21 protein-coding genes are annotated in these 25,670 nt (G+C 45.5%); 11 read left to right on the top strand and 10 right to left on the bottom strand.

What is annotated here, in order from left to right; genetic code table 11:
* Positions 1–100 precede the first annotated feature (100 nt).
* The 4 genes from Q4Q50_RS14875 to Q4Q50_RS14860 all read left to right on the top strand — a co-directional run bounded on the left by Q4Q50_RS14875 (position 101) and on the right by Q4Q50_RS14860 (position 4,535).
* Complete coding sequence (locus tag Q4Q50_RS14875; protein WP_259529671.1) at positions 101–1,009, top strand: alpha/beta fold hydrolase; 909 nt, start codon at positions 101–103, stop codon at positions 1,007–1,009.
* A complete protein-coding gene (oleC, locus tag Q4Q50_RS14870) occupies positions 1,009–2,898 on the top strand; it encodes an olefin beta-lactone synthetase (RefSeq protein WP_311899982.1) in 1,890 nt (629 codons plus the stop codon). The genes Q4Q50_RS14875 and oleC overlap by 1 nt, the downstream gene beginning before the upstream one ends.
* A 149-nt stretch (positions 2,899–3,047) precedes the next feature.
* The gene (gene oleD / locus Q4Q50_RS14865) at positions 3,048–4,193 is read left to right on the top strand and encodes a 2-alkyl-3-oxoalkanoate reductase (protein ID WP_311899981.1); all 1,146 of its coding nucleotides are present in this window, start codon (positions 3,048–3,050) and stop codon (positions 4,191–4,193) included.
* A 105-nt stretch (positions 4,194–4,298) separates the two neighbouring features.
* Positions 4,299–4,535, top strand: a complete 237-nt coding sequence (locus tag Q4Q50_RS14860) for a DUF3624 domain-containing protein (protein WP_259520934.1) — start codon at positions 4,299–4,301, stop codon at positions 4,533–4,535.
* 38 nt (positions 4,536–4,573) lie between these two features.
* On the opposite strand, the gene Q4Q50_RS14855 is transcribed toward Q4Q50_RS14860, so the two are convergent.
* A complete protein-coding gene (locus tag Q4Q50_RS14855) occupies positions 4,574–6,193 on the bottom strand; it encodes a peptide MFS transporter (protein ID WP_311899978.1) in 1,620 nt (539 codons plus the stop codon).
* Between the two features lie 685 nt (positions 6,194–6,878).
* Here Q4Q50_RS14855 and Q4Q50_RS14850 point away from each other — a divergent pair.
* The 6 genes from Q4Q50_RS14850 (at position 6,879) to Q4Q50_RS14825 (ending at position 13,469) form a co-directional block, all read left to right on the top strand.
* The gene (locus tag Q4Q50_RS14850) at positions 6,879–7,865 is read left to right on the top strand and encodes a TerC family protein (protein ID WP_311899977.1); all 987 of its coding nucleotides are present in this window, start codon (positions 6,879–6,881) and stop codon (positions 7,863–7,865) included.
* Between the two features lie 225 nt (positions 7,866–8,090).
* On the top strand, positions 8,091–9,629 hold the full coding sequence (locus Q4Q50_RS14845) for a hypothetical protein (protein ID WP_311899975.1): 1,539 nt from the start codon (positions 8,091–8,093) through the stop codon (positions 9,627–9,629).
* A 191-nt stretch (positions 9,630–9,820) separates the two neighbouring features.
* Entirely contained in the window at positions 9,821–11,542 is a 1,722-nt protein-coding gene (locus Q4Q50_RS14840) for a phospho-sugar mutase (RefSeq protein WP_311899973.1), read from the top strand.
* A gap of 169 nt (positions 11,543–11,711) precedes the next feature.
* Positions 11,712–12,095, top strand: coding sequence for a VOC family protein (locus Q4Q50_RS14835; protein ID WP_006081088.1), 384 nt, complete (start codon positions 11,712–11,714; stop codon positions 12,093–12,095).
* A 101-nt stretch (positions 12,096–12,196) separates the two neighbouring features.
* Positions 12,197–12,646 carry a GyrI-like domain-containing protein gene (locus Q4Q50_RS14830; RefSeq protein ID WP_311900001.1) on the top strand — a complete coding sequence of 150 codons (450 nt, stop codon included), beginning with the start codon at positions 12,197–12,199 and terminating at the stop codon, positions 12,644–12,646.
* Positions 12,647–12,755: 109 nt separating this feature from the next.
* The gene (locus Q4Q50_RS14825) at positions 12,756–13,469 is read left to right on the top strand and encodes a helix-turn-helix transcriptional regulator (RefSeq protein WP_311899971.1); all 714 of its coding nucleotides are present in this window, start codon (positions 12,756–12,758) and stop codon (positions 13,467–13,469) included.
* Between the two features lie 114 nt (positions 13,470–13,583).
* Here the strand turns inward: Q4Q50_RS14825 and Q4Q50_RS14820 are convergent, their stop codons facing one another.
* The 8 genes from Q4Q50_RS14820 to Q4Q50_RS14785 form a co-directional block, all read right to left on the bottom strand.
* Positions 13,584–14,876 carry an aerolysin family beta-barrel pore-forming toxin gene (locus Q4Q50_RS14820; RefSeq protein WP_311899969.1) on the bottom strand — a complete coding sequence of 431 codons (1,293 nt, stop codon included), beginning with the start codon at positions 14,874–14,876 and terminating at the stop codon, positions 13,584–13,586.
* A 582-nt stretch (positions 14,877–15,458) separates the two neighbouring features.
* Complete coding sequence (locus Q4Q50_RS14815; RefSeq protein ID WP_107402198.1) at positions 15,459–15,761, bottom strand: AzlD domain-containing protein; 303 nt, start codon at positions 15,759–15,761, stop codon at positions 15,459–15,461.
* Positions 15,758–16,579: an AzlC family ABC transporter permease gene (locus Q4Q50_RS14810; RefSeq protein ID WP_311899967.1), complete on the bottom strand. Its 822-nt coding sequence runs from the start codon at positions 16,577–16,579 to the stop codon at positions 15,758–15,760. Before Q4Q50_RS14810 ends, Q4Q50_RS14815 begins: the two co-directional genes overlap by 4 nt.
* Positions 16,580–16,807: 228 nt before the next feature.
* Entirely contained in the window at positions 16,808–17,644 is an 837-nt protein-coding gene (locus Q4Q50_RS14805) for a helix-turn-helix domain-containing protein (RefSeq protein ID WP_311899966.1), read from the bottom strand.
* A gap of 221 nt (positions 17,645–17,865) precedes the next feature.
* Positions 17,866–18,522, bottom strand: a complete 657-nt coding sequence (locus Q4Q50_RS14800) for a Vat family streptogramin A O-acetyltransferase (RefSeq protein WP_311899964.1) — start codon at positions 18,520–18,522, stop codon at positions 17,866–17,868.
* Positions 18,523–18,651: 129 nt separating this feature from the next.
* Positions 18,652–18,969, bottom strand: a complete 318-nt coding sequence (locus Q4Q50_RS14795; RefSeq protein WP_311899963.1) for a hypothetical protein — start codon at positions 18,967–18,969, stop codon at positions 18,652–18,654.
* 346 nt (positions 18,970–19,315) lie between these two features.
* Positions 19,316–19,768, bottom strand: a complete 453-nt coding sequence (locus Q4Q50_RS14790) for a hypothetical protein (RefSeq protein ID WP_063883168.1) — start codon at positions 19,766–19,768, stop codon at positions 19,316–19,318.
* A 144-nt stretch (positions 19,769–19,912) separates the two neighbouring features.
* On the bottom strand, positions 19,913–20,287 hold the full coding sequence (locus tag Q4Q50_RS14785) for a hypothetical protein (RefSeq protein ID WP_063883167.1): 375 nt from the start codon (positions 20,285–20,287) through the stop codon (positions 19,913–19,915).
* A gap of 924 nt (positions 20,288–21,211) precedes the next feature.
* Here Q4Q50_RS14785 and Q4Q50_RS14780 point away from each other — a divergent pair.
* Complete coding sequence (locus tag Q4Q50_RS14780) at positions 21,212–23,596, top strand: hypothetical protein (protein ID WP_311899961.1); 2,385 nt, start codon at positions 21,212–21,214, stop codon at positions 23,594–23,596.
* A gap of 389 nt (positions 23,597–23,985) precedes the next feature.
* On the opposite strand, the gene panP is transcribed toward Q4Q50_RS14780, so the two are convergent.
* Positions 23,986–25,635 carry a pyridoxal-dependent aspartate 1-decarboxylase PanP gene (gene panP / locus Q4Q50_RS14775; protein ID WP_311899959.1) on the bottom strand — a complete coding sequence of 550 codons (1,650 nt, stop codon included), beginning with the start codon at positions 25,633–25,635 and terminating at the stop codon, positions 23,986–23,988.
* Between the last annotated feature and the right edge of the window lie 35 nt (positions 25,636–25,670).

Below are 25,670 nucleotides of genomic sequence, written 5' to 3'. Positions count from 1 at the left end.
TTCAGTTGATAGCTCAGTCTGTCGTTCAGTCGATAAGCTAAGCCTGCTAAAAATAAACCATTATTCGCTCTCATAAATAGAACAAAAGATAGGAAGCGTCATGTTAGACACTCTGTTGCCTTTTAAACGTCATTTTCTTAGCCGTAATGGCAACAAGCTGCATTATATCAACGAGGGCCAAGGTGAACCTGTGGTGATGGTTCACGGTAATCCTAGCTGGTCGTTTTACTACCGCAATCTCGTGAGCGCCTTAAAAGACACGCATCAATGCATAGTGCCAGATCATATCGGCTGTGGTCTGTCGGATAAGCCAGACGATAGCGGCTATGACTATACCCTTAAGAACCGCATCGACGATCTCGAAGCTTTGCTCGATAGCCTGAATGTGAAAGAAAACATTACCTTAGTTGTACACGACTGGGGCGGCATGATAGGTATGGGTTATGCGGCGCGTTATCCTGAGCGTATCAAACGCCTAGTGATTTTGAACACGGGTGCTTTCCATCTGCCTGAGACTAAGCCGTTTCCTTGGCCGCTGTGGATCTGTCGTAATACCCTGCTAGGCACAGTGCTGGTGCGTGGTTTTAATGCCTTTTCGTCTATCGCCTCATATGTGGGCGTGAAGCGTCAGCCTATGTCCAAATACATTCGTGAGGCGTATGTCGCGCCGTTTAACTCTTGGGCCAATCGCATTTCGACGCTGCGTTTTGTGCAGGATATTCCGCTGCGTGAAGGCGATAGAAACTATCAATTAGTCTCTGATATCGCTGCGAGTTTACCGCAGTTTGCCAAAGTGCCGACTTTGATTTGCTGGGGTCTCAAAGACTTTGTATTCGATAAGCACTTTTTAGCAAAATGGCGTCAGCACATGCCCCATGCGACCGTGCATGAATTTGCCGATTGTGGTCACTACATTCTGGAAGATGCCAGCGATGAAGTGATTGCCCATATCAAGGGCTTTATGGCCGACGATCAAGCAGCGGCGCCGTCCGAACAGGCCGCAGGTTAATGTCGACCTTGCTTGAGACTGAAGTGACTCCTTTGTTGGCTGCTGTAGTGACGCCGTTGGATACGTCACTTTTAACGGGCACTTCTGCGTCAGCAATGGCCAGTGACGCCAATATTTGTCGTCATCTTAAGCAAGCCGCCCATGCCATTCCCCATCATCTTGCGGTAGCAGTACAAAGCGCTCAGGGCGCTTCTGTGGCGAATTTGCGTTACAGCGAGTTGGACTTTCTCAATCTAGATAGACAAAGCGATGCGATAGCCTTTGCGCTGAACGCCCATGGCATTGAGCGTGGCATGAAAGCTGTGCTTATGGTCACGCCGAGTTTGGATTTTTTTGCGCTCACTTTTGCGCTGTTTAAAGCGGGGATTATTCCTATCCTCGTTGATCCCGGCATGGGGATTAACAATCTTAAGCAGTGTTTTGCCGAAGCTGCGCCCGATGCTTTTATTGGTATTCCTAAAGCCCATATCGCCAGACGGTTATTTGGTTGGGGTAAGGGTAGCATTAAGTCATTGCTCAATGTTGATGGCGGTAAAACTGGCTTACCGGCAAGATTAATCCGCATCGCTACTGGCGCCATCAGTTTATCGACTCTACTGCAAAACAGCTCTTCACGACACTCATCTTCACTAAACGCCTCGACGCAACATGCATCAGCGCAACATGCTGAATATCCCATGGTGATGCTCAAATCTGATGAGATGGCGGCCATTTTATTCACCAGTGGCAGTACCGGCACGCCTAAGGGCGTAGTGTATAGCCATGGGATGTTTGAGGCGCAAATTAAAGCGTTAAAAAACGATTATGGCATTTGCCATGGAGAGCGCGATTTAGCGACGTTTCCGCTGTTTTCACTCTTTGGCCCCGCGCTGGGTATGGCGTCGATCGTTCCTGAAATGGATGCCAGCAAACCCATTACTGCGAATCCCGAATTCCTGTTTGCCGCGATTGAGAAATATCAATGCAGCAATATCTTTGTTAATCCCGCCTTGCTTGAACGTTTGGGCCGCGCAGGTGAACAGAAACAACATAAACTGCCCAGCGTACAGCGGGTGATTTCCGCGGGTGCGCCAGCGACCATTGCTTCGATTGCCCGATTTAGCAAAATGTTGAGCCAAGGTGTGCCGATTTTAAATTCCTACGGTGCGACCGAATCTTTACCGATCAGCATGATTGCTAGCGATGCGTTATTTGCCACCACAGATATCACAGATAACGGCGGCGGCATTTGTGTCGGCGGCGCTATCGATGGCGTGACGATTCGTATCATCGGCATCAGTGAAGCCGTTATCCCCGAGTGGGATGAGGCCTTAGTGCTGAATAACGGTGAAATCGGCGAAATCGTGGTGCAAGGGCCTATGGTGAGTCAGTCCTATTATCTAAATAATAGTCAGCACGATAGCCAAAACGAAAACCAAGGTAATAGCGCGACTGCTGCGGCCAAGATGTGGGACTCCGCCACCAATAGTTTTAGACATCGCATGGGCGATCTCGGGTATATCGATGATCAAGGCCGACTGTGGATGTGTGGTCGAAAGGCCCACAGAGTCGATGCCACCCGTAAAGGCCAATTGGTAAAGCGTTATTATTCTATTCCCTGCGAGCGCATTTTTAATACCCATCCCAATGTGAAGCGCTCTGCCTTGGTTGGAGTGAAAGTGGCGAACGAGATAGAGCCTTTGATCTGTATCGAACTCGACCAATCATTGGTGTGCAATAAGAGCCAACAGCTGTATCAAGATTTGATTACCATCGCAGAGCAATTTGCCCAGACGCAGGGCATAAGACGTTTTCTTATCCATCCTGATTTCCCAGTGGATGTGCGACATAATGCCAAGATTTTTAGAGAAAAATTAGCCGTTTGGGCACAATCGCAAACGAAAGGTTGATTTAAAACTCCGCGGCTTTTTTCTTGCATTTTTTACGTTATATTCTGTGTTCATTTGAACAAACTCGCTTATTTTTAAGCTCTTGAGCTTATTTTTAACTTCTTACACCGACTTTAAGTTCATGTAAATGTGCTGAAATGGATGCCTAAATGACGATAGACCCAATCAAGAGCACGACACTTGCACAATTTGATGCGGCTGAACAAACTGCACTCGCGCAGCTCGCCCTTAAGGTGCAACACGCCTTTGTGACGGGAGCGGGGGGATTTTTAGGTAAAGCGATTTGTTTGAGATTGTTAGCCGCGGGCATTAAGGTCACAGGTTTTGCCCGTGGGCATTATCCCGAACTTGAAGCGCTGGGCGTAGTCATGTTGCAAGGGGATTTAGTCAATAAAGACCAGTTGCAACAGTCGATGCAAGGCTGCGATATCGTGTTCCATGTGGCGTCTAAAGCTGGCGTTTGGGGCGATAGGGACAGTTATTTTTGCCCGAATGTGAAGGGCGCCGCAAATGTGATTGCTGCTTGTAAGACATTAAAAATAAATAAGTTAGTCTACACCAGTACCCCGAGTGTAACCTTTGCGGGGCAGGATGAATCCGGTATAGATGAATCCACTCCCTATGCCACATCCTTCCTTAATTATTACGCCCATTCCAAAGCCATCGCCGAAAAGATGATGCTTGATGCCAATCAAGTGGGTGACGTATCGGTTGAGAATCCTGATGTGACTCAATTATCTAGCCAAGTGACGACTAAAGCCACTGCACCCTACGCGTTAAAAACTGTCGCACTCAGGCCGCATTTGATCTGGGGTCCTGGTGACCCCCATCTTGTGCCTAGGGTGTTAGCGCGCGGCCGTTTAGATCAGCTTAAACTGGTTGGCCGTGAAGATAAGCTGGTTGATACCATCTACATAGACAACGCCGCCTATGCCCATGTGCTGGCCGCGCTTGAACTGTGCCAAGCAAAGCCTAAGTGTCAGGGAAAAGCTTATTTTTTGAGTAACGATGAACCCATCACTATGGCCAAAATGCTCAATCTTATTTTGGCCTGCGATGCTTTGCCGCCAGTCACTAAGCGCGTGCCGCAATCTGTGGCCTATGTGGCAGGCGCCGTGTTGGAAACTGTGTATTTTCTACTAAAGAAGCAAGAAGAGCCCATGATGACGCGCTTCGTGGCACGGCAGTTATCCTGCAGCCATTATTTTGATATCAGCGCTGCCAAGCGAGATTTAGGCTATCGTGCACTTATCTCTATCAATGAAGGGATGGCAAGACTTAAAGCGTCACTATAGTGTTATTAGGCGTGAGTTTCGGAGTGTGCTTGAAATTCAATATGCCTGCTCTTATTTGCACTCTTATTGGCACTCTTATTGTGGGCATAGTTTAGCTGGGGACTTATGAGTTGCGGTGATTGTAAAACGTCGATTTTCAGGCAAAAAATTGGTCGCTGCAAACGCTGTATGTGGCAGCTTACCGCTTTGTCGGCAATAGGTTGGCCGCTGTGGTGGCTTTATTATGATGCGCCTAGGGATGTAAACTCTATTGCCTTACTGTTTTTCTGCACCGCTTTTACGGGGTTATTGGCTTTACATCTTATTGTCTTGGCTTACCGTCGCCTCAGAGGGCGAGAGTAAGCCAAGTTTCCTTTCCTTTTAAACTCTTGGGCTTAGACTTAATTTGTCGCTGTTTTTTCGTGCATCATTTTCTTCATTAATGGCGCAAGGGCAAAGAAGACTAACGCCATTACCACGCCTATTTGCGCCGAAAAGATAAACAGTTGCTCGTATAGCGCCATCGCACTCGGTACGTCACTTATCACGCCGCCTTGGGTATCAATCGCGGCGAGTTTGTTTAATTCGGCGGCTAAGATTTCAGAGTATGAAGTGCCGAGGAACCAAGCGCCCATCATCAGGCTGACCACGCGTTTTACCGACAGCTGAGTTACCGCAGATAAGCCTATGGGTGACAGCAATAACTCGCCGATTTCTAATACAAAATAAGCCGCGACTAAAAACCAAATACTCACTAAGCCACTGCTTAGCGGCATTTGGATCCCGAGTACTAGCACCATAAAGGATAAACCTGCGAACAAAATGCCGAGTGCCGTTTTAACTGGTTTACTCGGATCGCAATGTTTACGGGCGAGGGCAGGCCAGAGCCAAGCAAAGATGGGCGATAAACTGATCACAAAGAAGGCGCCGAGGAAGGTTAACTGTCCCGCGCTCCATTCGAGGCCGAGCATGTTGCGGTCCATCACGCGGTCCGAAAATGCTACCCAAGAACCGTAGGTTTGCTCATATAAGCCGAAGAAGACCAAACCTGCAACGATGAACAGCAGTAAGGCCGACATCTGTTGACGTTCAATCGGGTTGCAGTGTTTCACCATAAACCAGCCTATCCCGATGGCGAGCACCAGAGATACTGAGTGCAAGAACCAGATCACTGGACTTACAGCGGGTAATAAACTGCTAATAGAAAGCACAAGGGAGTGGGTTTGAATTAAGCCCCAGACCAGCACTACGCTGCCGATGGCGCTTAAATAAATCCATTGCTCTGTGGTGATGCCGGCGGTTTTCTTTAAAATTCTTGCGGGATCTCTGGGTTCGGCGAAGCCCTGCAAATGTTTCTTACCCCGAATAAACACCAATAAACCCGCTAACATTCCTAAACCTGCCAAACCAAAGCCGTACTTCCAGCCATAGGTTTCACCTAAATAAGCACAAATCAGCGGGGCCAAGGTGGCGCCTAAATTGATGCCAGCGTAGAAAATGGTAAAGCCTGAATCCCGCTTTGGAGATGACTCGGGATACAGCTGACCGACTATGGTGGAAATATTGGGTTTTAAAAAGCCCACACCGACAATGATCAAGGCGAGGGATAAATAGAATACCTGCAGTGCTTGTTCATCGCGCTGAACTTCACCGGCGACGATAACCGCTTGATGGCCTTCAAAGGCCATGCCTAAGTGGCCGAGGACCAACAAAATACCACCGAAGATCACCGCTTTACGCATGCCGATATAGCGGTCGGCCAATAAACCACCGACCACGGGCATGGCGTACACTAAGGCACCGTAAGCACCAATGACGTTATAGCCAAATTCGTCGGTAAACAGATGATATTTAATCAGATAAAGAAACAGTAACGCCTTCATGCCGTAGAAGGAAAAGCGTTCCCACATTTCGGTAAAAAAGCAGACAAACAAGCCCTTAGGATGCCCAAAGAGCATTTCGGGTGGGGGCGAACCCTGTGGGCCTTGCATAGCATGTGGAGGATGTTGTTCTGTTGACACTTAAGACTCCCATTGCTGGCGCTTCATGCACCGAGCATCGATTGATTCATTTTATCGTCATGAATTTTATTAATTATTTTTCATTATTAGTGGTTATTGCAGCCTTGTTGATTGCTAAAAGACGCCGCAGTAGCTGCAGTTAATCACACTCGGATGCTATGGAACAGCCAAGGGGCTTGAAACTGATGAATATTTTGCTTATTTCACCATTTTGCCGTTCTTTGAAACTGTGGTTAACCTGCTTTTAAGTCAGATTAAGTGGCTCAATTAATTCATTTTCAGTTAAGAAATGAGTGCTAAATAGTGGCCAGAATTCAACTGTGGCAGTTTTATGTTAGCGCCTTTAGCCTTGATTTCGCTGTTGTTCGTCGTTCTATAGAGGGTGTGGCGATTTTGTACTATTTGAGAACATCTTCGTACTCGTTCGAGGCCATTTTCTAAATGAATGTTACGAATGGATGGGGTAGATGATTTGCTTAGGGAAGCGCTGTGATTGACTGTGACCTTATTCTGAGTATAAGTGTAAATAAGTAGCGTAATCATATTGATTATAAAAGAATTTTAATCTTGATAGTTGCATTTTTCATATAGGATTTCACAGTTTATATTTCTACAATGAGTTAATGTCGATCTGCTCAATTGTACTGATTTCGCTCAGCCGTTATGTTGGTTATTAAGGAGACTTATGGAGTTTTTTACCACCCTATTTGTGGGTTACCCGCTTTGGGTTTGGTTGATGTTTTTCGGTTTTGTGCTGGCGTTATTGGCCTTCGATCTTGGCGTACTACACAAGGAACAGCATGAAATTACCGTGGCCGAAAGTTTAAAGCTTTCAGCCTTTTATATCTGTATGGGCTTACTGTTTGGGGCTTGGCTCTGGTGGTATAAGGGCTCAACCGCGGGTATGGAATACCTGACGGGTTATTTGATTGAAAAATCGCTGTCTATGGATAACGTATTTGTTATCGCGTTAATCTTCAGTAGCTTAGGTATCCCACGTTTATACCAACACAGAGTGCTCTTCTGGGGCATTATGGGCGTAATAGTGCTACGCGCGATTATGATTGGCCTTGGCGCCGTGCTCGTTGCCCAGTATCAAGGTGTACTTGTGTTATTTGGACTCTTCTTGATTTTCACTGGCGTGAAAATGCTCTTCTCAAACGATGAGCACGGTGATATCCAAGATAATAAGTTTTATAAATGGTTACGCACTAAGATGCGTTTTACGCCGACACTGCATCAGGAGAAATTCTGGGTACGGGGTGAAGACCATCAGTTATCAAAAGGATGGTGGGCGACGCCGTTATTTTTAGCGTTGATCTTAGTGGAAACCGCAGATTTAGTGTTTGCTGTCGACAGTATTCCAGCCATTTTTGCGATTACCCAAGATCCTTTCATCGTTTATACCTCGAATATCTTCGCGATTTTGGGGCTACGTGCCTTGTATTTTGCCTTGGCGGCCATGGTGCATCGTTTCGAGTACCTTAAATACGCGCTGTCGGTGGTATTAGTGTTTATCGGGGTAAAAGTGGGCTTAGTGTATTTCAATCACGAGGGAATCGTGGACTTTACTATTCCAACCGCACTGTCTCTTGGGGTGACGTTCGGCCTGTTAGTTGCCGGGGTCTTGTATTCGTTGTGGAAGACGCGCGGCCAAGAAATCGATAAATAGGGAAATAGTTTGCGTGACTCGTGGCGAGTCCAATAACGAATCTCTTGGCCGTTTAGCTAATGCTAAACGGCCTTTTTATATTCTTACTATCCGAATCGTTATGCTTTACAGCGAATGTTAAAAAATGAGGATATTAAAAATTAGTCTATGCTTACTTTGAGTCGCCGCTGGTGCCGAGGCTCACAAAGGGAGTTTTTAGGACTAATACTCTTCAAGGACGATATTATGAAACTTAACATTGCCGCCATACTTATGCTCACCGTTTGTTCGTTCACTACTGTCAACGTAAAAGCTGCAGATAAACAATCGACGAACATTACATCTAATGCAAATTCAACCTGTACTGGAGCCTATCCAAGTTACTTCCAAGACCCCGCGTTCAATAAAACAGGTATGTGGGACAATCAAGTCATCATCAACCAAGCTTATTCGGGCTGGAAGGGACCTATTTTTAGCTTGAGCGATGCTTATGCGAGTGCCAAACCAGATAGTGCTGCACCTTGGCTTGAATTTAATCCCTTCGATAAAAATCTGAGTGAAAGTGATAAAAATACCCAAGCGTGGAAATACCTTTGGGCTGTGATGAAGTACATCCAAGAGGGAAATATCGACAAAGGTGATATCAGTAAGGACTGGGATCTGTGTAATAACAAGGTACGCTCTTGGTATCATATTCCCTACCAAACCTATGATCCCATGAGTGGACGGGAATTTATCCACGGCTTGACCCGCGAAGCCCCCGTCACTATGGCGATAAAAGGCCAAGGCGATTTGAAAACCACTATGTGGGCGGTGGGGTTTTATAATCCGCAAGCGGCAAATAGTATTGGCAAGGTATGGACTGGGGCGCCATCGCCTGTAATGCCGCAGCAAAATTTTGCATTTAATGAAGGTAGTGTGATTGGCAAGTTACTGTTCACTACCGCAACGCCTAATAACTATCCTTTCCTCGAAAACGTACCCGTATGGCAAGCCAATATCAGTGCCAGTGATTTCTGCGAATGTAAAAATGCCGATGGCAGTGCCTGTAGTTTCCAACAGGAAACAGAGCAATGCCCACGCTCCGTTGCCGATGTGTACTTATTGCAGTTTGATATCGCAGTGCGTGACAGCCGCTCGCCCGTGGGCTGGGCCTATGGCACTTTTGTCGCCGATGGCCAGTTTAAAGCGAAAGAGAAAAATCCTTGGGATCGTATCTCTCCACTGGGATTAATGTGGGGGAATGACACGCCGCCAGCCACAGTAGGAGCGGCAGCATTCCCTCAAAACCCAATCACAGGGCTTAAGGATAGCGCGGTATTTCAAGAGGTGGTTGGTCGCTTGAATGAGCACACCAATGCGGGACACTTAGGGTGTAACGGACGTTTAAATGGCCCCGCGGATAACGCATTAAGTAGCTGTTTATCTTGCCATCAAACCGCATCCGTTCCTGATAGCACTAATAATACACCGGCAATCCTGTACCAATTTGCCTCGTATCAAGAGCAGGGCAGTGGCCAATGTTTAACATCGCCCAGCGCCCTCGATTTATCGATTGACCAAGTGTATTTCAAAACCTTTATGTGCTCAGAATCTTTTGTTGGGCCAAGCAACATAGTCCCCGTACCTAAATATGCCCAAGGGCAAAAAGAGTGGATTTCTACTGATTTTTCATTACAACTCAGTATCAGTCTCACCCAGTGGCAAGAATGGCAACAAGACCAAGATAACCTGAAAAAGAACATCAAAGTGCGCGTATTCGAGGGCACTTTACCTTCTCGCTGATGTTGAAGTTTGTTTAAGATTAACACCAACGCACTATCCGGCATGAATGGTCAGATAGTGCGTTTTTTATGCTCAGCCTTAGTTTATGCCGAAATTAAGCCTCAGCTCATTTTGAAATTAATGCAAATTAGCTTGTTCTTCGCCGCTGTTTTTCCTAATGTGATTGCAAATGATTTTCAATGAGGCGTGATATGAATACCCATCTGCAGTTACAGGTAAACCATTGGCTTGAAAATGATCCTGACCCTCGCACTCAAGCCCAGTTACAAACCCTAATTGATAGCGGCAATGAAGCTGAACTCGCAGCGCGCTTTGCGGGTCGCTTGGAATTTGGCACCGCAGGATTACGCGGTGTTGTCGGCGCTGGACCTATGGGGATGAACCGTCTGGTGATCCGTCAAACCTCGGCAGGCCTTGGTGCTTATCTACTTGATCAGATTAAAGATGCCGCCGAGCGTGGTGTGGTGATTGGTTATGATGGTCGCCACGACTCATTCAATTTTGCCCATGATGCGGCGAGCGTACTGACCGCTATGGGCATTAAGGTGCGCTTAACGTCTAAAGTGGCGCCGACACCGCTGGTGGCCTTTGGGGTGAAACATTTTAATGCGGCAGCAGGCATTGTAGTGACCGCGAGTCATAACCCGCCGCAATACAATGGCTATAAAGTGTATTGGGAGAATGGCGCGCAGATTATTCCGCCCCACGATTCTGGCATTGCCGCGCAAATTGAGCGCGCCGCGAATCAAGCTATTCCGTTTTTAGAACATGATGAGGCGGTAAAACAAGGTAAGTTAATTATTCTGCAGGACGATTTTTACCAAAGCTATCGCCATGGCGTGCAGCAAGCTGAGGTGCTGCAAAACCATACGGCTCCAGAAAAGGTCAGTTTAGCCTATACCGCCATGCACGGTGTGGGCGCTGAAATGGCTGAAACCGTATTGAAAGATGCGGGTTTCACCCAAGTGTATTCGGTTGCTTCCCAACGTGAACCCGATGGCGATTTCCCAACGGTGAACTTCCCCAATCCGGAAGAAAAGGGCGCGATGGATTTAGTGATCGCCGAGGCGAAAAAACACGGCGCTATGCTCGCCTGTGCCAACGATCCCGATGCCGACCGTTTTGCGGTCGCAGTGCGTCGTGATGATGGCGAATACCAGATGCTGACGGGCGATCAAGTCGGTGTGCTCTTTGGGCATTACTTGTTATCTCACGCCAAAGATAATCAGCAACTTACGGGCACAACGATAGTGTCATCGAGCCTGTTATCTAAAATTGCTCAAGGGTTTGGCACGCAAAGCTTTACCACGCTCACTGGCTTTAAGTGGTTGATGAATGTGGGTATTGCGAAAACGTCCCCTGAGGATCAATTCCTGTTTGCCTATGAAGAAGCCCTTGGCTACACAGTTGGCAGCATGGTGTGGGATAAAGATGGCTTGTCGGCGCTGGTGGCATTTGCCCAATTAACTGCCGAGCTAGTGGCGAAGGGGCAAACGATTTGGGACAGACTCGAGCAAATTTACCGTGAGCATGGCTTCCATCTCAATGCGCAGGTGAGTATTGCACTAAAACCTGACACGCCTAATATTGGCGCCTATTTACGCGAACATCCCCCTGTGAAGATTGGTGAGCAAGACGTGCTATCAACCGATGATTTAAAAGCCCTTGAGCGTCGTTTTGCCGATGGTAGCGTTGAAAAAATCGACTTGCCACCGAGCGATGTATTAACCTACTGCTTAGCGGGTGGCGCTCGGGTGATCGTCAGACCTTCTGGCACTGAACCCAAAATTAAGTGCTACTACGAAGTGGTCGAAACTATAGTCGATACTGATACCTTAGCCAGCGCTCAGGCGAGGGCGAGCAAAGCCATGGAAGATTTTATTCAGGCCCATCAAGCCAGTTTGCCAAAGTAACGTTTTAACTAGGCCAAAACCCTCAACATTCACTTTTATTAAAAGGCTACTGACATCATGCTGTCAGTAGCCTTGTTTTATTCTTGTTGTCGCCCGTTAATGATTCAGTCCTGAATTTTATAAATAAGGTTTTGAATCATTGATATTTTTCAACAAGGAGAAAGTGAAAATGTTATCTATTGCACCGTTAGTTTGGGGTGAAATTCCTGTCAGTGATATGAACCGTGCCGTTGCCTTTTATCAGCAGCATTTTGGGGTTGAGTTTAAACGTGACGATATGGAAGATATGGAATATGCGACCATAGTCACCGAAGATGCGAGTGCGGCGAGCATAGGGTTAGTCAAATGCAGCATGAGCCAGCCGTCAATGCAAGGCAGCACTGTATATCTTCATTTCAGCGCACAATTGCAACCTTTAGTGGATAAACTTATCGCAGCGGAGGTGACAATTATCCTGCCAGTCACACCGATTAAAGACGGTGAGTGTGGTTATATCGCCTTATTTGCCGATAGCGAAGGTAACAAAGTGGGTCTGTGGTCTAAGGATAAGTAGTCTCGAGTGATTAATGTATTAGCGTCGTGGCCTTAAGGCACGACGCTAAAATCACGCAATTAACTAAAGTATGGGTTTAGATTTCTATGGAAGAAACAAAGATGGACGTGGTTTATATTGATGCCCGACCGCTACTTGGACTGAGCACTCGCACGAACAATCGGGCCGAAATGTCCGCCGATAGCGCTAAAATTGGCAGTTTATGGCAAGCTTTTTTTGAATCATCACAGCTCACCGCCATGCTCAATTCGCCCATGTATGGCGTGTATTATGACTATGAGTCAGACATGAATGGCGAGTTTGCTGTGCTGGTGGGTAAGGCAATTGATGCCCCTGTTGAGGCAAATCACTTGGTGTCGCTTGAGCTTGAAGCCGGTAAGTACCTTAAATTCAGGGGTCAAGGTGACATGCCACAATGTGTTATCGATCTTTGGGGACAAGTGTGGGGCTATTTTAGTGCTAACGATTGTCCGCATCAGCGCCGTTATCAAACTGATTTTGAAGTCTATCTCAGCGCCACTGAGGTGGAGATTTATATCGGGATTTTATGATTTAAATCGTAAACTATCACTCAAGTGAGTATCAGGACATGTCAGTGATTTATATAAACTCACAATGCTTAATCAACGGATAGGCAACTAAAGGATTAAATCAGAGTCAATGCGCCGCGCAGACCGCCTATTTCAAATAGTGCAAATTCTTAAACATAAACGCCTGACCACAGCCCAAGAGTTGGCTGAACGGTTAGAGGTGTCCACGCGCACGATTTACCGTGACGTGCAGGATTTGTGTCTAAGTGGCATTCCCATTGAAGGGGAGGCGGGTGTCGGCTATTTGTTGCGCCACGAGGTGAATGTTCCTCCCTTGATGTTTAACGAAGCCGAATTGGAGGCGATTCAAGTTGGCATGCGTATGGTGCAAACTTGGGGTGGCAAAGAACTTGGTAGCGCCGCGAGGCAGGCGATGATTAAAGTCGAAGCCGTACTACCAAAACGACTACAAGCCTATCAATCCTTGATGTTTTCACCGGATTTTTACCTCGACTCCAATGAGTTCCAATTCCTCGATCCGCTGCGTAACTCAGCTCAGCGCCGCGAATACGTCAAACTTTTCTATCAAGACGTCAAACTCGATGTCACCGAGCGTGAAGTGCGCCCGCTCGCCATCTATTTTTGGCGTGGTACTTGGACCTTACTGACCTGGTGTGAGCTACGTTCGGCTTTTCGTAATTTCAGGGTTGATCGCATCACAGGCCTTGTGCGGCTGAACCGTCATTTTGAACAAGCACCTGGTCAAGAGCTGGAAGATTATATTTGCCTGATGGATGAACATGCGAAGGCGCGAGCCGAAGCAAAAGATAAGCCACTCGAATGAGTGGCTTATCTTACATTTCTAATTTTCTAGTAACATTTAGTATTTTTCTAGTTGTATCGAGATCTCTCTGATAATCGTATCATAGCTATTATTGAGAGCCTAAACTCACCGTTTTTAATTGTTTAACATGACTTCGCTTGATTGCGAAATATGCAGTTTTTTGATTAAACCATCTTCATCATTATTTTGGATCTCGCCGACGGCAACTTGAATATTACGACTCAGTCCTAATTTTTGAGCACTTTTCGGACGATTAGCAATATCTTCATCCGTTAGCGGATAGGATTCACTGGCATCAATATTAAATTGACTCGAATCTATTGCGGTAAATTTACCGCTAATTGGTGCGCCATGTTGTCTAGCAATATTCGCCAATTGCCACTCAAAACCACTTTTTGACTGTGCCGAACTAATTGCTGCAGGCCAATCCCATACACCATAACCGTTTATATCTTGATGAAGATATTGATCGACTAAGGCTTCTGGCCCATTCAGATTATTCGCATTCGCTCCGCCAAAGGTGTAAGGGAAGTTAGGTCTGTTTGTCGGATGATTAATATGCGCATTACCTCCCCATTTTAAGAAGTTCTCATATTTTATATCGTACATCATATATAAACTTGAGGTGTATGGAACATCCGCTTTTTGTTTAAACAGAGTGATTGAGATATAACGTTTGCTGCGAGGCGGCATAATTGCGCGGTACTGTGCCTGACTCGAAATCGTTGTACTTTTACCGTCAGTTTCACTCCAGCCTTGGCTGGCGGAAAATTCGGCACTGATTTCAGAACTCGCTCCACCTATTCCTGGAATACCCACTTCATATTTATTGGTTACGCCAATTTTCTCGGAGAAGGAGAAATTATCGGTTTTGGCCCAGCTAGTGGTGTAATCATAGTTGAGGGTGGCGACACCGGTATCTTCGGTATCACCCCAGTTGTAAATCACTACGGGAGCTGTATAAATAGCTTCACGATCATAAACTTGAGGTGAACCTAACTGAAGGTTTTGAGGATTAGTTACAAAATGGATATTTTGTAAATTCACCTTCAAACGCTCATTCGCTCTGTAGCCGCTTGCATAAGGATCATTTCCGTTATAGCGGGCTTTAAGACTGTATTCGTTGCTCGATTCTCTTCTGACTTCGATATCTTCACCAACATACTGGGATGCCGTACCGCCAGCCCATGCATATCCAAGATGGTGTCCCAAGGAGAATAACGAGCTGATAAACGAGGGGTCGTTAATCACATCATTTTTAAGCGAATCAAGATCAGGGGCAGCGTGTTCTACCATTGACAGTTTTGGAATAGTATTCGGAATAGCTGCTTCGGCCAACAAAGAAACAGTTCCAAGTGCGGTTAAACAGGATAAAGTTAATATACTCAGGCTAGATTTTGTTCTCATGATTGTTCCTTTATTTTAATAAAATACGTCCTTTCATTGAGAGCGCCGATGGCAATTATATGTAGTCCTAAATCATATAAATAATCATTACTGCTAGGCACATCTAAAAACTAGCACTTTTATTTTTATTAAACAAAGTAAAAATAGATTAATTTAAATAGTGTTTAATTTAGGTTAAAAGTGTTAATTGTTTTATTTTTAAACGGTATTTTGAACTTTATAATATAGTGTATTTACTTTAATTTTTAATGAGTTTAATTTTGTGCGTGAATTAATATTAATGGCATGGCGTATTTAATATTTAAACTGACTTTTATATGAAGAAATTTTAAATGGATGATTTATACAAAGAGTTATATCGAGAGTTATACCGAGCGAGATATCGAAAGTTAAACCGAGATCAATACTCTAATAGATACAGTCATAAGGGTATAGGACATGAAGACAGTGGAAGATAATGTGAAAGTGATTTTCTGATACACGATTATCTGAGGGGATGAGGTTGGGTAAAAGTGTGGTAGAGGCTGTATAAGTGCTTGATGCAAGAGCCAGTGCCACAGAGGGCACTGACTCTTTGTTTACTTAATGGATCAAGAAAAACAGTCCCATACTCAACACTGTGGTCAGCAAGGTATTACGGGTGACGAGCGCGAGTATCGTCGCGACCACGGCGCAGATGAGATAGCTGTTGTCTAAGCTGAGATCGAGCTGGCCTTCTTGCACAAATACTATGGGCGCGAAGATAGCGGTCAATACTGCAGGGGCTGAGTAACTTAAAAAAGTTTGGGTGCCCTTACTTAATCGCAGCGGTAATTTAGGTTCGAGCAGTAAATGACGACTGATAAACACAACCGCCGCCATTGAGAAAATCATTAACCAAATCATGCTTTTTCTCCTGATGCACTATTTGTCTTAGTCCCAGTTGCTGCTTGGATTTGTGTGCTTGCTAGCTCAGTTGCGGGTTGTTGTGCGCGTTCCGCTTCCTTGGTCACTTTGGCGTAAAGTACGCCAGCTGTCATTCCGGCTATGGCGGCGATCAGTAATCCCGCTTGAATTTCAAATAAGGCGCATACCACGGCAAGGGTGAGCGAGACTAATACACAGACGAGAATCGACGGTTTTTTTACCGTGGGCACGACCAGCGCGATAAAGGTGGCGGCGATGGCGAAATCGAGCCCAAGTTCGCCTAAGTTCTCGATAGCATTGCCCGCCACTATGCCAAGCAAGGTTGCTATGTTCCAGCCGATATAGAAACTCAAGCCGCCGCCGAGTGCATACCAAGGGTCGAACTTATGCAACTTGCCTTGATTAGCGATGGCAAACAGTTCATCCGTGAGCAAAAAGCCCAATGTCAGGCGCCACTTTAATGGCAAGGGACTGATTTGACTGCGCATCGCCATCGCATATAACAGATGGCGCGAGGTGATGAGTAACGTCGTAATTAAGATACTCCACAGACCAATTCCGGCTTTGACCATGCCGAGCGCCACTAACTGAGCCGCGCCCGCGAAGATAATGGCTGACATGGCTTGGCTTTCAATGGGCGTGAGCCCAACCTCAATGGCGAAGGAGCCCGCTAAAATTCCCCAAGGAACCACTGCTATTGTCAGCGGCATCATGGCCAAGGTGCCTTTTAAAAAAGCCTTGGCTTTTGTGGGATTCGCGGGAGAAACATCAGGTTCTATAAGCTTGTCGGTTGTCACTTTGGCTCCTAAAAAAAGCGGCGACCGAGGGTCGCTGTTAAACAATGAATGCTTGGATAAGGTTTGCTTGCTCTGTTATTACCGCTCAGTTACGACTGTTTAGTGACTATTTCTTAGAGACTAGTGTTTAGTCATGGCAGACCTGTTATTAGCGGGCCTGTGATTAGCGGCCTTTTATTAGGGATAGTAAGCAAGCATTAGCATGGCAGATTAACCTAAAGTGGTTGTTTAGGCTTGGATAATATTGCGGCCTATTTCTTTGGCAAATTGCCCCGGTGTTACGCCGACGGTCTTTTTAAAATGCCGATTCAAATGGCTTTGATCGTGAAAACCACAATCGAGAGCGACATCAAGCAGCCGTGTGCCTTGCTTGATTTTCCCCTTGGCGAGTCTCACTCTGGCCTGAATTTGGTAAGCGTGGGGCGGTAAGCCGTAATAGCGCTGAAATTGCTTGAGTAAATAATAGGGGCTTAATCCCGCAAGCGTTGCCAGCTCTTCAAGGGAAATATCGGCTGCGGGATGATCGTCGATAAAGGATTTCACCAGCGCTAACGCAGGCTTAGCTATTGCCGCGAGGTTGTCGCTTGGACGATGCTTGCCATGGCGCGCCATCAACTGCGTTAGGCTTGAATAGACTAAGCTTTCGCGCAGTAAGCGATTATCCGATGTATCTAAGGTAGTAAAGGTGAGGCGCAGCAGTTCGGCTAATTCAGGATCGTACACTACGGGCTCAGGGAAATAGGGCGCACCGCTGTTTGCTGCTCGCTCACTGTTAATACCGCCAAACTGCGCAGGGACTGGATACATGGCACGATACGACCAGCCGCCCTCAGTGGCGCTACAGCCATTATGCACTTCATCGGCATTGACGAGAATAATGCTATGCTTTGGCGCCACATGGTTGCCACCGGTGCGATAAAAACGCTGCGCACCCGTTTCAATTACGCCTACTGTGTAACCTTCGTGGGTATGCCGACTAAAATTTTGTTTATGGTAGTGGGCATTGAGTAACTCGAGGCCACCTAATTCATCGGCAATCTGGTAGGCCGCATGTTCTGTGTTCATCAAGCCTCCTTTCTTGAATGGATGAATGGGCGGGTTGTGTCTGATAGTAACCCAGAAATCCTCAGTGCTTTTGTACAAAATTGCGCATATTGGATTTTGTTCTGCGCTTAATGACTGTTTATTAATCATTATTGCTAATATTGGTTACTTGATATATCTGTCACTCGAGATATTAGTCAGTTGATATTTGGGAGCTCAGTCTTGCTCGCGACTGGCTTTGCTTAGGTCGCCTGCTGTAATGGAGTCAGATCCGCGCCCGCGATGGCGTGTAGGTGCTGAGTGATTTTCTCTATCGGCCAATCCCACCAAGCGATGGCAACGAGCTCATCTATCACATCTTGCTCGAACCTGAGCTTGATGACAGTGGCAGGATTACCGCCAACCACAGCGTAGGGCGGCACATCTCTTGTCACCACTGATTGACTGGCAACAATTGCGCCGTGGCCAATCTTCACTCCAGGCATGATAGTGGCGTTATAACCAATCCACACATCGTTACCGATACAGGTGTCGCCTTTATGGGGCAAATCGGTGGGATCGGGCATTACCTTTTCCCAGCCATTGCCGAAGATATAAAAGGGATAAGTCGAGAAGCCAGACAATTGATGATTGGCGCCATTCATAATGAATTTCACGTCTTTAGCAATAGCGCAGAATTTACCGATAATCAGTTTATCGCCAATAAAGTCAAAGTGATAAAGCACATTCGACTCGAATCTTTCAGGCCCAGCAGGATCGTCATAATAGGTATAATCGCCGACGATAATGTTCTCGCGGGTAATAAAGTTTTTAAGAAATCCAACCTGAGGGAAGCCTTTCATTGGTTCTCTATCGTTAGGATTTGGGCCTAATTGGGAATGGGGTGTCGTGTCAGGCATAACTGTCTCCATCGTTAAAGTACGTCTTAACTCGTGCATTCTTTTATGCGATTGATGTGCGAATTTGTGGTGCCTATTGCGGTGTTGATTGTGGTGCCTATGGTGATGTAGATAGCGGGATGAGTCGGATTAATACTCGCCCGTCACCACCAGTGTATTTTCAATAGGTTCAACCACTAAGGCAAGCGTAGTTTTGTCTCGCATAAAGCCTACAGAGCAAATTGCCATCGCGCCGCTACCACAGGTTATTTCAGGGTAATCTTCTGTCATTGGCGTTTCATCTTCCGCTACGGGCGCTAATACCCAGCCAGCAGACAATAAACTCGATTTCACCTCAGCGTATTTTTTACCCCATAACGCGCTGGTGTCCTGTGCTGGAGCATATAGAGGCAATGCGCCAAGGCTTAAGATGATCAGTGGGAGAATTATCTTTCGCATGGAAAACATCTTAGTTCCTATATAGTTCCAGTTGATCGCTTAGCGCTTGTGAGCGTGTTAACAGAAAATATTATTCATAGTCCCTATGCGCATTATCCCTATGTGCATTAGTTGGGGAAATCATGGCTGTTCTTGTTTATTCGTTTTATCAAATATTTTTTCATACAGTATCTGTGTCGATATAAAAATAATAACGAACACACCCGTATCAATAATAAATTTCAATGGATCCAAAGGGTCGCTAAAAATTTCGTAGTGAAAATCGAAGTATTTGAATAATAATTTGGAGCCAATAAAAGCAAAGATAAAAGAGGTAAAGAACTTCAATTGTTTTCCCTTAAAATATGTTGATAAATTAACCATTCTTTTTGGCGCGTTTGTACTCTTGTTGGGATTGATAAATTCCCAGAATGATCAGGCCAAATACGAAATAGAACATTTTTTGCGCTGAAAACTCGATTGTCAGCGTAGGATGTTCTAGGTGGCGGTATAGAATACTGTGAGAAATTACCTCTGTTATCGTCAGAATAAATGGATAGCTAATTAATGCGATAGACGATATTTTTGCGAATTTGTACGTTTGAGGTTGTTTAATGAATTTTGCAATAAATAGTAACCCAAATGATAGCGTCAGATTGCTTATCCATAAAATAGCCGCCGTAATTCGTACTTGAGTATGACTGGCTTGTTCCGCATCGGGATAAACCTCTAATATCTCCTGCAAGTAGCTTGCTGGGCTCACTAATCCCCAAACAGGGTAAAGGCATAGCAGCACGGCAGTGAGCATTAAAATATATCTGATAAACATCCTTTTTCTCCGACAGATTCTGCTTAGAAAGCTATATTTGTTATACGAATTATTACCTTAGCATTGTTTTTTACAAGTGGCGATGCTTTAGCTAAAACTAAATTATTGTGACAAAATCCTTGTTGTTGGATTGCATACTATTTTTTAGGCGCCAACAGCAGAATAGATAAGTAGCAAAGATAGCGGGATCGAAAATAGACCAATTAAACGGAATTTATTGTTGAAGTATTGAGCAGACCATAGCGCAAACTTTCTATGTAACCTTGGATGTGTTAATGCCAAGCCCATTCCGACACAGAACAACACAATACCTATCGCAAAAATGGTCTGTGGAAACTGAGTATCGGTTGAGTAATGGGTAAAAATGAGACCCGCAATAATTCGGCTGGTCACCTCAGCAATATGGAAGTAGGGCTGCTCGCTAAATGAAATAATCCCCTTAGAGAAAGACTCAGGCTTTACAGCCATCACTAGACTTAATAACAACATCAGTAAACCAAAAGCTGCAATAAAGTACATAGTCGTTCCTTGATATAGTGATGTTTTGATGTTGAAACTATAAATCCAGCGACACAATTAAGCACTCTCATTCCAGTGACACGCTCTGCTTAAATAATAAAAGTCATCCCAGAGGGTCGACGGCGGCATCTACTGCATATGGATGCGCGAATGCCACGGTCACATGGTCAATTATGTTCCCGACATAATAGTGATCTTCCCCATATCCCTATGGGTCAGATATGAATGAGCGGCCATGCCGCCAACGGCCACTTCCATAAGAGTGCTTAATTTCGTTAATTCCTGCGTACCTTTTTAGCCAGTTCCCACACTATCAGTTTCCCTTTTCAAGTCGGTACATCAGGGCATATATTCACTTTTAACCTTAAAAATATGTAGGTGTCCTTACTCTTTTTATTTTTTTGAGGCTATAAGTCCGTCTTTACAATTAAGCACTTTCATTCCAGTGACACGCCATTAACTCATCCCTGAGGGCTCGACGACGGCATCCATGCCGTCAACGGTCACTTCCATGAGAGTGCTTAATTTCGTTAACCTTGGTGTACCTTTTAGCAAGTTTTTACACAATTAACATTCAATTTAAAATAGGTCTTTAGATGGGGCTTTGCATTTTTGAAGCTTAGAAATATGTCCTCACTATTACTTAATGGTTACTTTTCTAGATACAGGTTTGGACAAATGTATATACGCGTTTTTTCCTTATGGTGAATTTAATAGAAAACTGATAAGTTCTAGTAATACAGTTAGTTATGAAATGCACTATTTAAAGGTTTGCCCACTAATGACAATCAATATAGTAAAACCTTTTGAATCTTGGAACTGTGACGTTGTCATGAAGACAACTCCTTACAGGGGTAAGTGTAACCCGTTCAGGGAAGCCGTTCTTAATCCACCATTGAGAACACAATATTGGAACGAAATCACATGAGTGAGCAATCTTTTACGTCCAAACTACGGGCTATTTTTGAAGAGCGTCGCGGTACACACGTATCAAGCTATGATCCAACTGAACTCGCAGCTATTTTGACCGAGCGACAGCTTTTCCCGCAACTAAATGAGATTCCAGAACTCACTAATTTACTTGCGATGTATTCTGGGTTTCATACTAGCCTGATGCCCATTCCGCATGTGCTACCGGCGGTCATATCAAAGATTCTCTCCACGCAGTCAGCAAACACGATATTGGATCCTTGCGCAGGCGTAGGTTCTCTTTTAGCCATTGCGCGACAGGCAACTTCAGCAAAGCGGTGCATCGGTTACAACTCAAGTAGGTCGGAGGGGGAGCTGGGAAAGACGCTATTTCCCGAGGCTGAATGGTTTATTGGCCAAGCTTTGGAATTACTGCCTCATCACGAAAACAATTTAGATGTAGTTATCAGCTTGCTACCTTTTAGTGTACCAACCAATGAATCAATTCAATTGCTGGACACAGCAGGAAACCAGATAGAGTTAAAGGGCGACCTTGGGAATTTAATTCTTGCTGCGGCGATGGCTCGGCTTTCCGAGAACGGTGTGGGGCTTTTCGTTGTTCCTCCTTCGTTCTTTCATTCCACTCGCTCAATTATTAAGCACATCCCATACTTGGGATTTAGTTTAGATGCTGCACTTTTTCTTCCTCCTGGATCCTTTTCGCCATACACATCTATTGGGTCTTACCTTTTAGTTGTGAAAAAAGGATTAAAAAAAAGGATGTTTGTTGGTGAGTTAACTAACGACCATCATACTAATTTGCAAATTCTGGAGAACTTCAGCAAAGGTGAACAAGGGGACTCTGTGGACCTTGGTTGCTACGTTGATGCACTTGAGTTTCGAGGCGTCGATTTACTTCGTGCAAAAGATTATTTTGAATCTGCAAGTAAGCATTTCGGTTTCCCTACGTTTGTTCTCGAGGATTTAGCAACGGAAATTAATCTTGGAAGGCTTGCTGATGGGGTCTGTTTTCCCCTCGCTTCGAATGCCATATTTATTCCCATGATAGGGAGAAGTGAAGTAGTCGATTCTATCGAAGAGTTTACTTTGAAAGCGCAAAACTACGCCCAAGTCATAATCGATCCTTCTAAATCCTACGCCAAGTTTGTTATGCAGTTCTTGAACAGCGAACTTGGAATGAAAATTCGAGAATGGGCACCATCAGGGATCATTCCAAGACTGAATAAAGGGAGCCTTAAAAAGCTTCAAGTCTTAATGCCTGACTTGGAGACGCAACAAAAGATGCTGGAAATTGATACGCGTTTTTCTGCAGAAGAGAATATCTTGCTTGGTCTTCAAAATGATTTGACGAAACTGAGACGTGACCTCTGGAAGAGCCCACAAGCGGCAAATATGGTGAGTAATAGCTTAGAAGTGTTTTCAGAAAGAATAGCGGGAGTGTTAAAGGGGCAAGTTAGCATTGGCCTTGATCAATGGATTGAAACCATTCCGTTCCCCATAGCGTCTGTTCTTCGCGCTTGGCAGTCCACGGCGAGTGATGATTTCAAGGCCAAATATGAGCATCTTCTGCATTTCTTCGAAGCTACCGCTGAGTTTCTCGGAGTTATTCTACTAAGTGCTTTTTATGGAAACGAGGGACTGTATGATTTGCACAAAGTGAAGCTCAAAGAGTCAATGGCTAAGCAGAATCTTAGTTTCCAGCGTGCAACATTTGGTACTTGGAAGTTAGTTGTGGAATATCTTGGAAAACAGACTCGATCACTTCTGCAAGAGAACGGAAAGAAGTTTGACGATGCAAAGAACGACAGATCAATCTGTGAAACGATATTCGCTGACCAAACGCTAAAGCTTCCGCGCCTCCTATGTAGTAAAGAAATCATTGACGTCCTCCAAAAAACTAACAGTATGCGTAACAATTGGACGGGACATGGGGGTATTGTTGGACAAGAAGAAGCGCAGCACCGTAATGAGCAACTTTTCGGACAGGTGGAAAAACTGAGGCAAGCGATGTCGGATGTGTGGGATACTTCAGTGGTCGTGAATGCACTTAATTGTAAGCCTCGCAAAGGTGTTTTTGAGAATGAGATCGCTATGCTAAAGGGTAGCAATAGCGAGTTTCTAAAGGAATCACGGACAATGTCTACTTGGCTAGATATAGATAGTCTCTACATAATCAACGGGAAACAGGAACGTGCTCTTAAGTTGCTGCCGCTTATTTCTATGAAGTCATCACACGGAACAGCGAAAGATGCATGTTATTTCTTTAATAAAATAGAAAAAGATAAAGTGCGATTTGTTTCATATCACTTCAGCAATCGACCAGAGCTCGTTGGACCAAACGACGAGGTGTTTGACACAATCAAACAACTTTCTGAATAAGAACGTTTTGAAAAGAGCTGGTGCACCTACCCCCTTGGTTTTTTTCAAGCTAGTTTTCACACTTAGTGTGGAGCAAGACTGCCTATGTGATAGTGGTATGTATTTTTCCATATGCAGTAGATCACGCAGAAATTAGCTAAGGCGAATTCAGATGCTGACGTGACCTTCGATGACATGGATGTCATCGTAGAGCCGCCATGGATGGCTTCACGGCGTGTCACGGAAGCATTTGAATTCGGCGGACGAGTGATGGATAAGCGCTTTGTCTTGTCTCTTTAATGTTCAGCTTATTTCGTGTCGCGTAGCAAACAGCCGCAAATAATTTGCGGCTGTTTGCTATTAAAGCGCTTTATTTGAGCGGCGATTTAAAACTTACGTTAAACAACTCGCTATTCAGCAACCATTGCCAATAACGCAGGTAAAAACTCGTTATCTAATGCGGCGATTTCACTTTGTTCGACCAGCACTTGATTGAGAATGTCATGGCTGGTGAGGGGGTTAGCGAGCACTACACGAAATACCACGGTTGCTTGTCTAAAATAGCGGGCTGGCTGAATGCGGGTGCGGGAGACGAAGGATTTACCCTGTTCGCGTTGGTGCTTTTGAATAAACTGGGTGAGGCCATCGAGCAGCTCATTAAAGCGGGCGAGTTTTACTGTGTCAGCTTGCTCACAGGCAAGCTGCATGGCGGCTTGGACGCAGGCGGGCACATAACGGTAAGTCAGCAGACACAGTTCTGGTTCAGTAACCAGCTCAAAATCCTCATGGGCTTTGATTTGCTCTGCAAAATAGCGCGCTTTCTCAAGGCTGTTATTGATTAAGATTTCATACCCATCGCGGCCGATGATCTGTAAGCAAGCGTGCACTAACATCGCCATGCCGGGGCGTGAACCTTCCAGCGTTTGGCTGCCTAAGTCCTTTGAACCACGGCGCAAAATATATTCGGCGTGATGGGCGATAGCGTGGGCGAACTCTGGGTCTTTAAATAACACCATGCCCGCGCCCATAGGCACGTACATTTGTTTGTGGGCATCGATGGTGACTGAATCGGCAAGTTCGATACCTGCGAGTAAGTGGCGGTATTTATTGGATAGTAAACTTGCTCCGCCCCACGCTGCATCTACATGGAAATGACAATTTAACTCTTTTGCCAGCGCCGCTAATTCTGTCAGTGGGTCAACATTACCGGTTTCTGTGGTGCCAGCCACGCCAACAATCGCCAACACTTTGATGTTTTTACGGGCAAGTTCAAGGGCGGCTTGGCGCATTTTCGCGACATCGACCTTGTTATCGCTGCCCGTGGGAATGCTGATGATATTATCGCGGCCAATGCCAAGCAGATCGACGGCTTTGCCTAGCGAATAGTGGCCTCGCTCCGAGACCAAAATCGCTAAATCGTCATAGCCATAGTGGCGCAGTGCCTTGAGTAATCCTTCGCGGCTGACGCCTTTAAACTCACCATCGGCTTTCAATAATTGGTTACGGGCAATCCACAGGGCGGTGATGTTGGCCACTGTGCCGCCGGAGCAAAATGCGCCGAGGGAATGATTGGCGCTGTGCATCCAGCTTTGATAAAAATCCGTATCTTGGTCGTAAATCAAATGGTGCATCATGCCGAGCACTTGGCGCTCAAGCGGCGTAAATGCCTTTGAGGTTTCGATTTTGACCAGATTTTGATTCAGTCCCACCATCATTTTCGACAGCGGCAACACAAAGTAGGGCAGTGCCGACGTCATGTGGCCGATAAAACTTGGTGCCGCTGTGTGTACCGAATGTGCCACCAAATTTTGCATAATTTCGTCGGTATAATCGGAGACGAAACGCGGCTGAGTTGGGATCTCAAAGGCTTGAAAATCGGTTTCAATTTCCGACAAGGGTTTTTCGAGCGCGGCGATACTGTCACCCAAAAAGCCTGCTAAGTCCTCGGAGAGCTTCTGCTCGATAATACTCAGCGTTGATCCTGCATCTTCCGGTGCAGTAAAAATGCGGAGCAGACTTTCTTCGGATGCTGTGGCTTGGCGAGGGAGTTTCTGGGTCATGGGGCTTGCCATCTATTAATTTTTATAGTGAAACC

Source organism: Shewanella scandinavica (assembly GCF_031932065.1).
In the GTDB taxonomy this organism is placed as follows: Bacteria; Pseudomonadota; Gammaproteobacteria; order Enterobacterales; family Shewanellaceae; genus Shewanella; species Shewanella baltica.
The sequence above is the reverse complement of the archived record's forward strand: the minus strand, read 5'-3'. Positions and strand labels throughout refer to the sequence as shown.

What these genes read in the sequence shown, in the direction of transcription:
- Q4Q50_RS14795 (WP_311899963.1), bottom strand. Translation starts at nt 18,969, where the DNA reads ATGTTTTCCATGCGAAAGATAATTCTCCCACTGATCATCTTAAGCCTT.
- Q4Q50_RS14830 (WP_311900001.1), top strand. Translation starts at nt 12,197, where the DNA reads ATGGACGTGGTTTATATTGATGCCCGACCGCTACTTGGACTGAGCACT.
- Q4Q50_RS14835 (WP_006081088.1), top strand. Translation starts at nt 11,712, where the DNA reads ATGTTATCTATTGCACCGTTAGTTTGGGGTGAAATTCCTGTCAGTGAT.
- Q4Q50_RS14845 (WP_311899975.1), top strand. Translation starts at nt 8,091, where the DNA reads ATGAAACTTAACATTGCCGCCATACTTATGCTCACCGTTTGTTCGTTC.
- Q4Q50_RS14815 (WP_107402198.1), bottom strand. Translation starts at nt 15,761, where the DNA reads ATGATTTGGTTAATGATTTTCTCAATGGCGGCGGTTGTGTTTATCAGT.
- Q4Q50_RS14850 (WP_311899977.1), top strand. Translation starts at nt 6,879, where the DNA reads ATGGAGTTTTTTACCACCCTATTTGTGGGTTACCCGCTTTGGGTTTGG.
- Q4Q50_RS14820 (WP_311899969.1), bottom strand. Translation starts at nt 14,876, where the DNA reads ATGAGAACAAAATCTAGCCTGAGTATATTAACTTTATCCTGTTTAACC.
- oleC (WP_311899982.1), top strand. Translation starts at nt 1,009, where the DNA reads ATGTCGACCTTGCTTGAGACTGAAGTGACTCCTTTGTTGGCTGCTGTA.
- Q4Q50_RS14805 (WP_311899966.1), bottom strand. Translation starts at nt 17,644, where the DNA reads ATGAACACAGAACATGCGGCCTACCAGATTGCCGATGAATTAGGTGGC.
- Q4Q50_RS14780 (WP_311899961.1), top strand. Translation starts at nt 21,212, where the DNA reads ATGAGTGAGCAATCTTTTACGTCCAAACTACGGGCTATTTTTGAAGAG.
- Q4Q50_RS14785 (WP_063883167.1), bottom strand. Translation starts at nt 20,287, where the DNA reads ATGTACTTTATTGCAGCTTTTGGTTTACTGATGTTGTTATTAAGTCTA.
- Q4Q50_RS14825 (WP_311899971.1), top strand. Translation starts at nt 12,756, where the DNA reads ATGCGCCGCGCAGACCGCCTATTTCAAATAGTGCAAATTCTTAAACAT.
- oleD (WP_311899981.1), top strand. Translation starts at nt 3,048, where the DNA reads ATGACGATAGACCCAATCAAGAGCACGACACTTGCACAATTTGATGCG.
- Q4Q50_RS14800 (WP_311899964.1), bottom strand. Translation starts at nt 18,522, where the DNA reads ATGCCTGACACGACACCCCATTCCCAATTAGGCCCAAATCCTAACGAT.
- Q4Q50_RS14790 (WP_063883168.1), bottom strand. Translation starts at nt 19,768, where the DNA reads ATGTTTATCAGATATATTTTAATGCTCACTGCCGTGCTGCTATGCCTT.
- Q4Q50_RS14875 (WP_259529671.1), top strand. Translation starts at nt 101, where the DNA reads ATGTTAGACACTCTGTTGCCTTTTAAACGTCATTTTCTTAGCCGTAAT.
- Q4Q50_RS14860 (WP_259520934.1), top strand. Translation starts at nt 4,299, where the DNA reads ATGAGTTGCGGTGATTGTAAAACGTCGATTTTCAGGCAAAAAATTGGT.
- panP (WP_311899959.1), bottom strand. Translation starts at nt 25,635, where the DNA reads ATGACCCAGAAACTCCCTCGCCAAGCCACAGCATCCGAAGAAAGTCTG.
- Q4Q50_RS14840 (WP_311899973.1), top strand. Translation starts at nt 9,821, where the DNA reads ATGAATACCCATCTGCAGTTACAGGTAAACCATTGGCTTGAAAATGAT.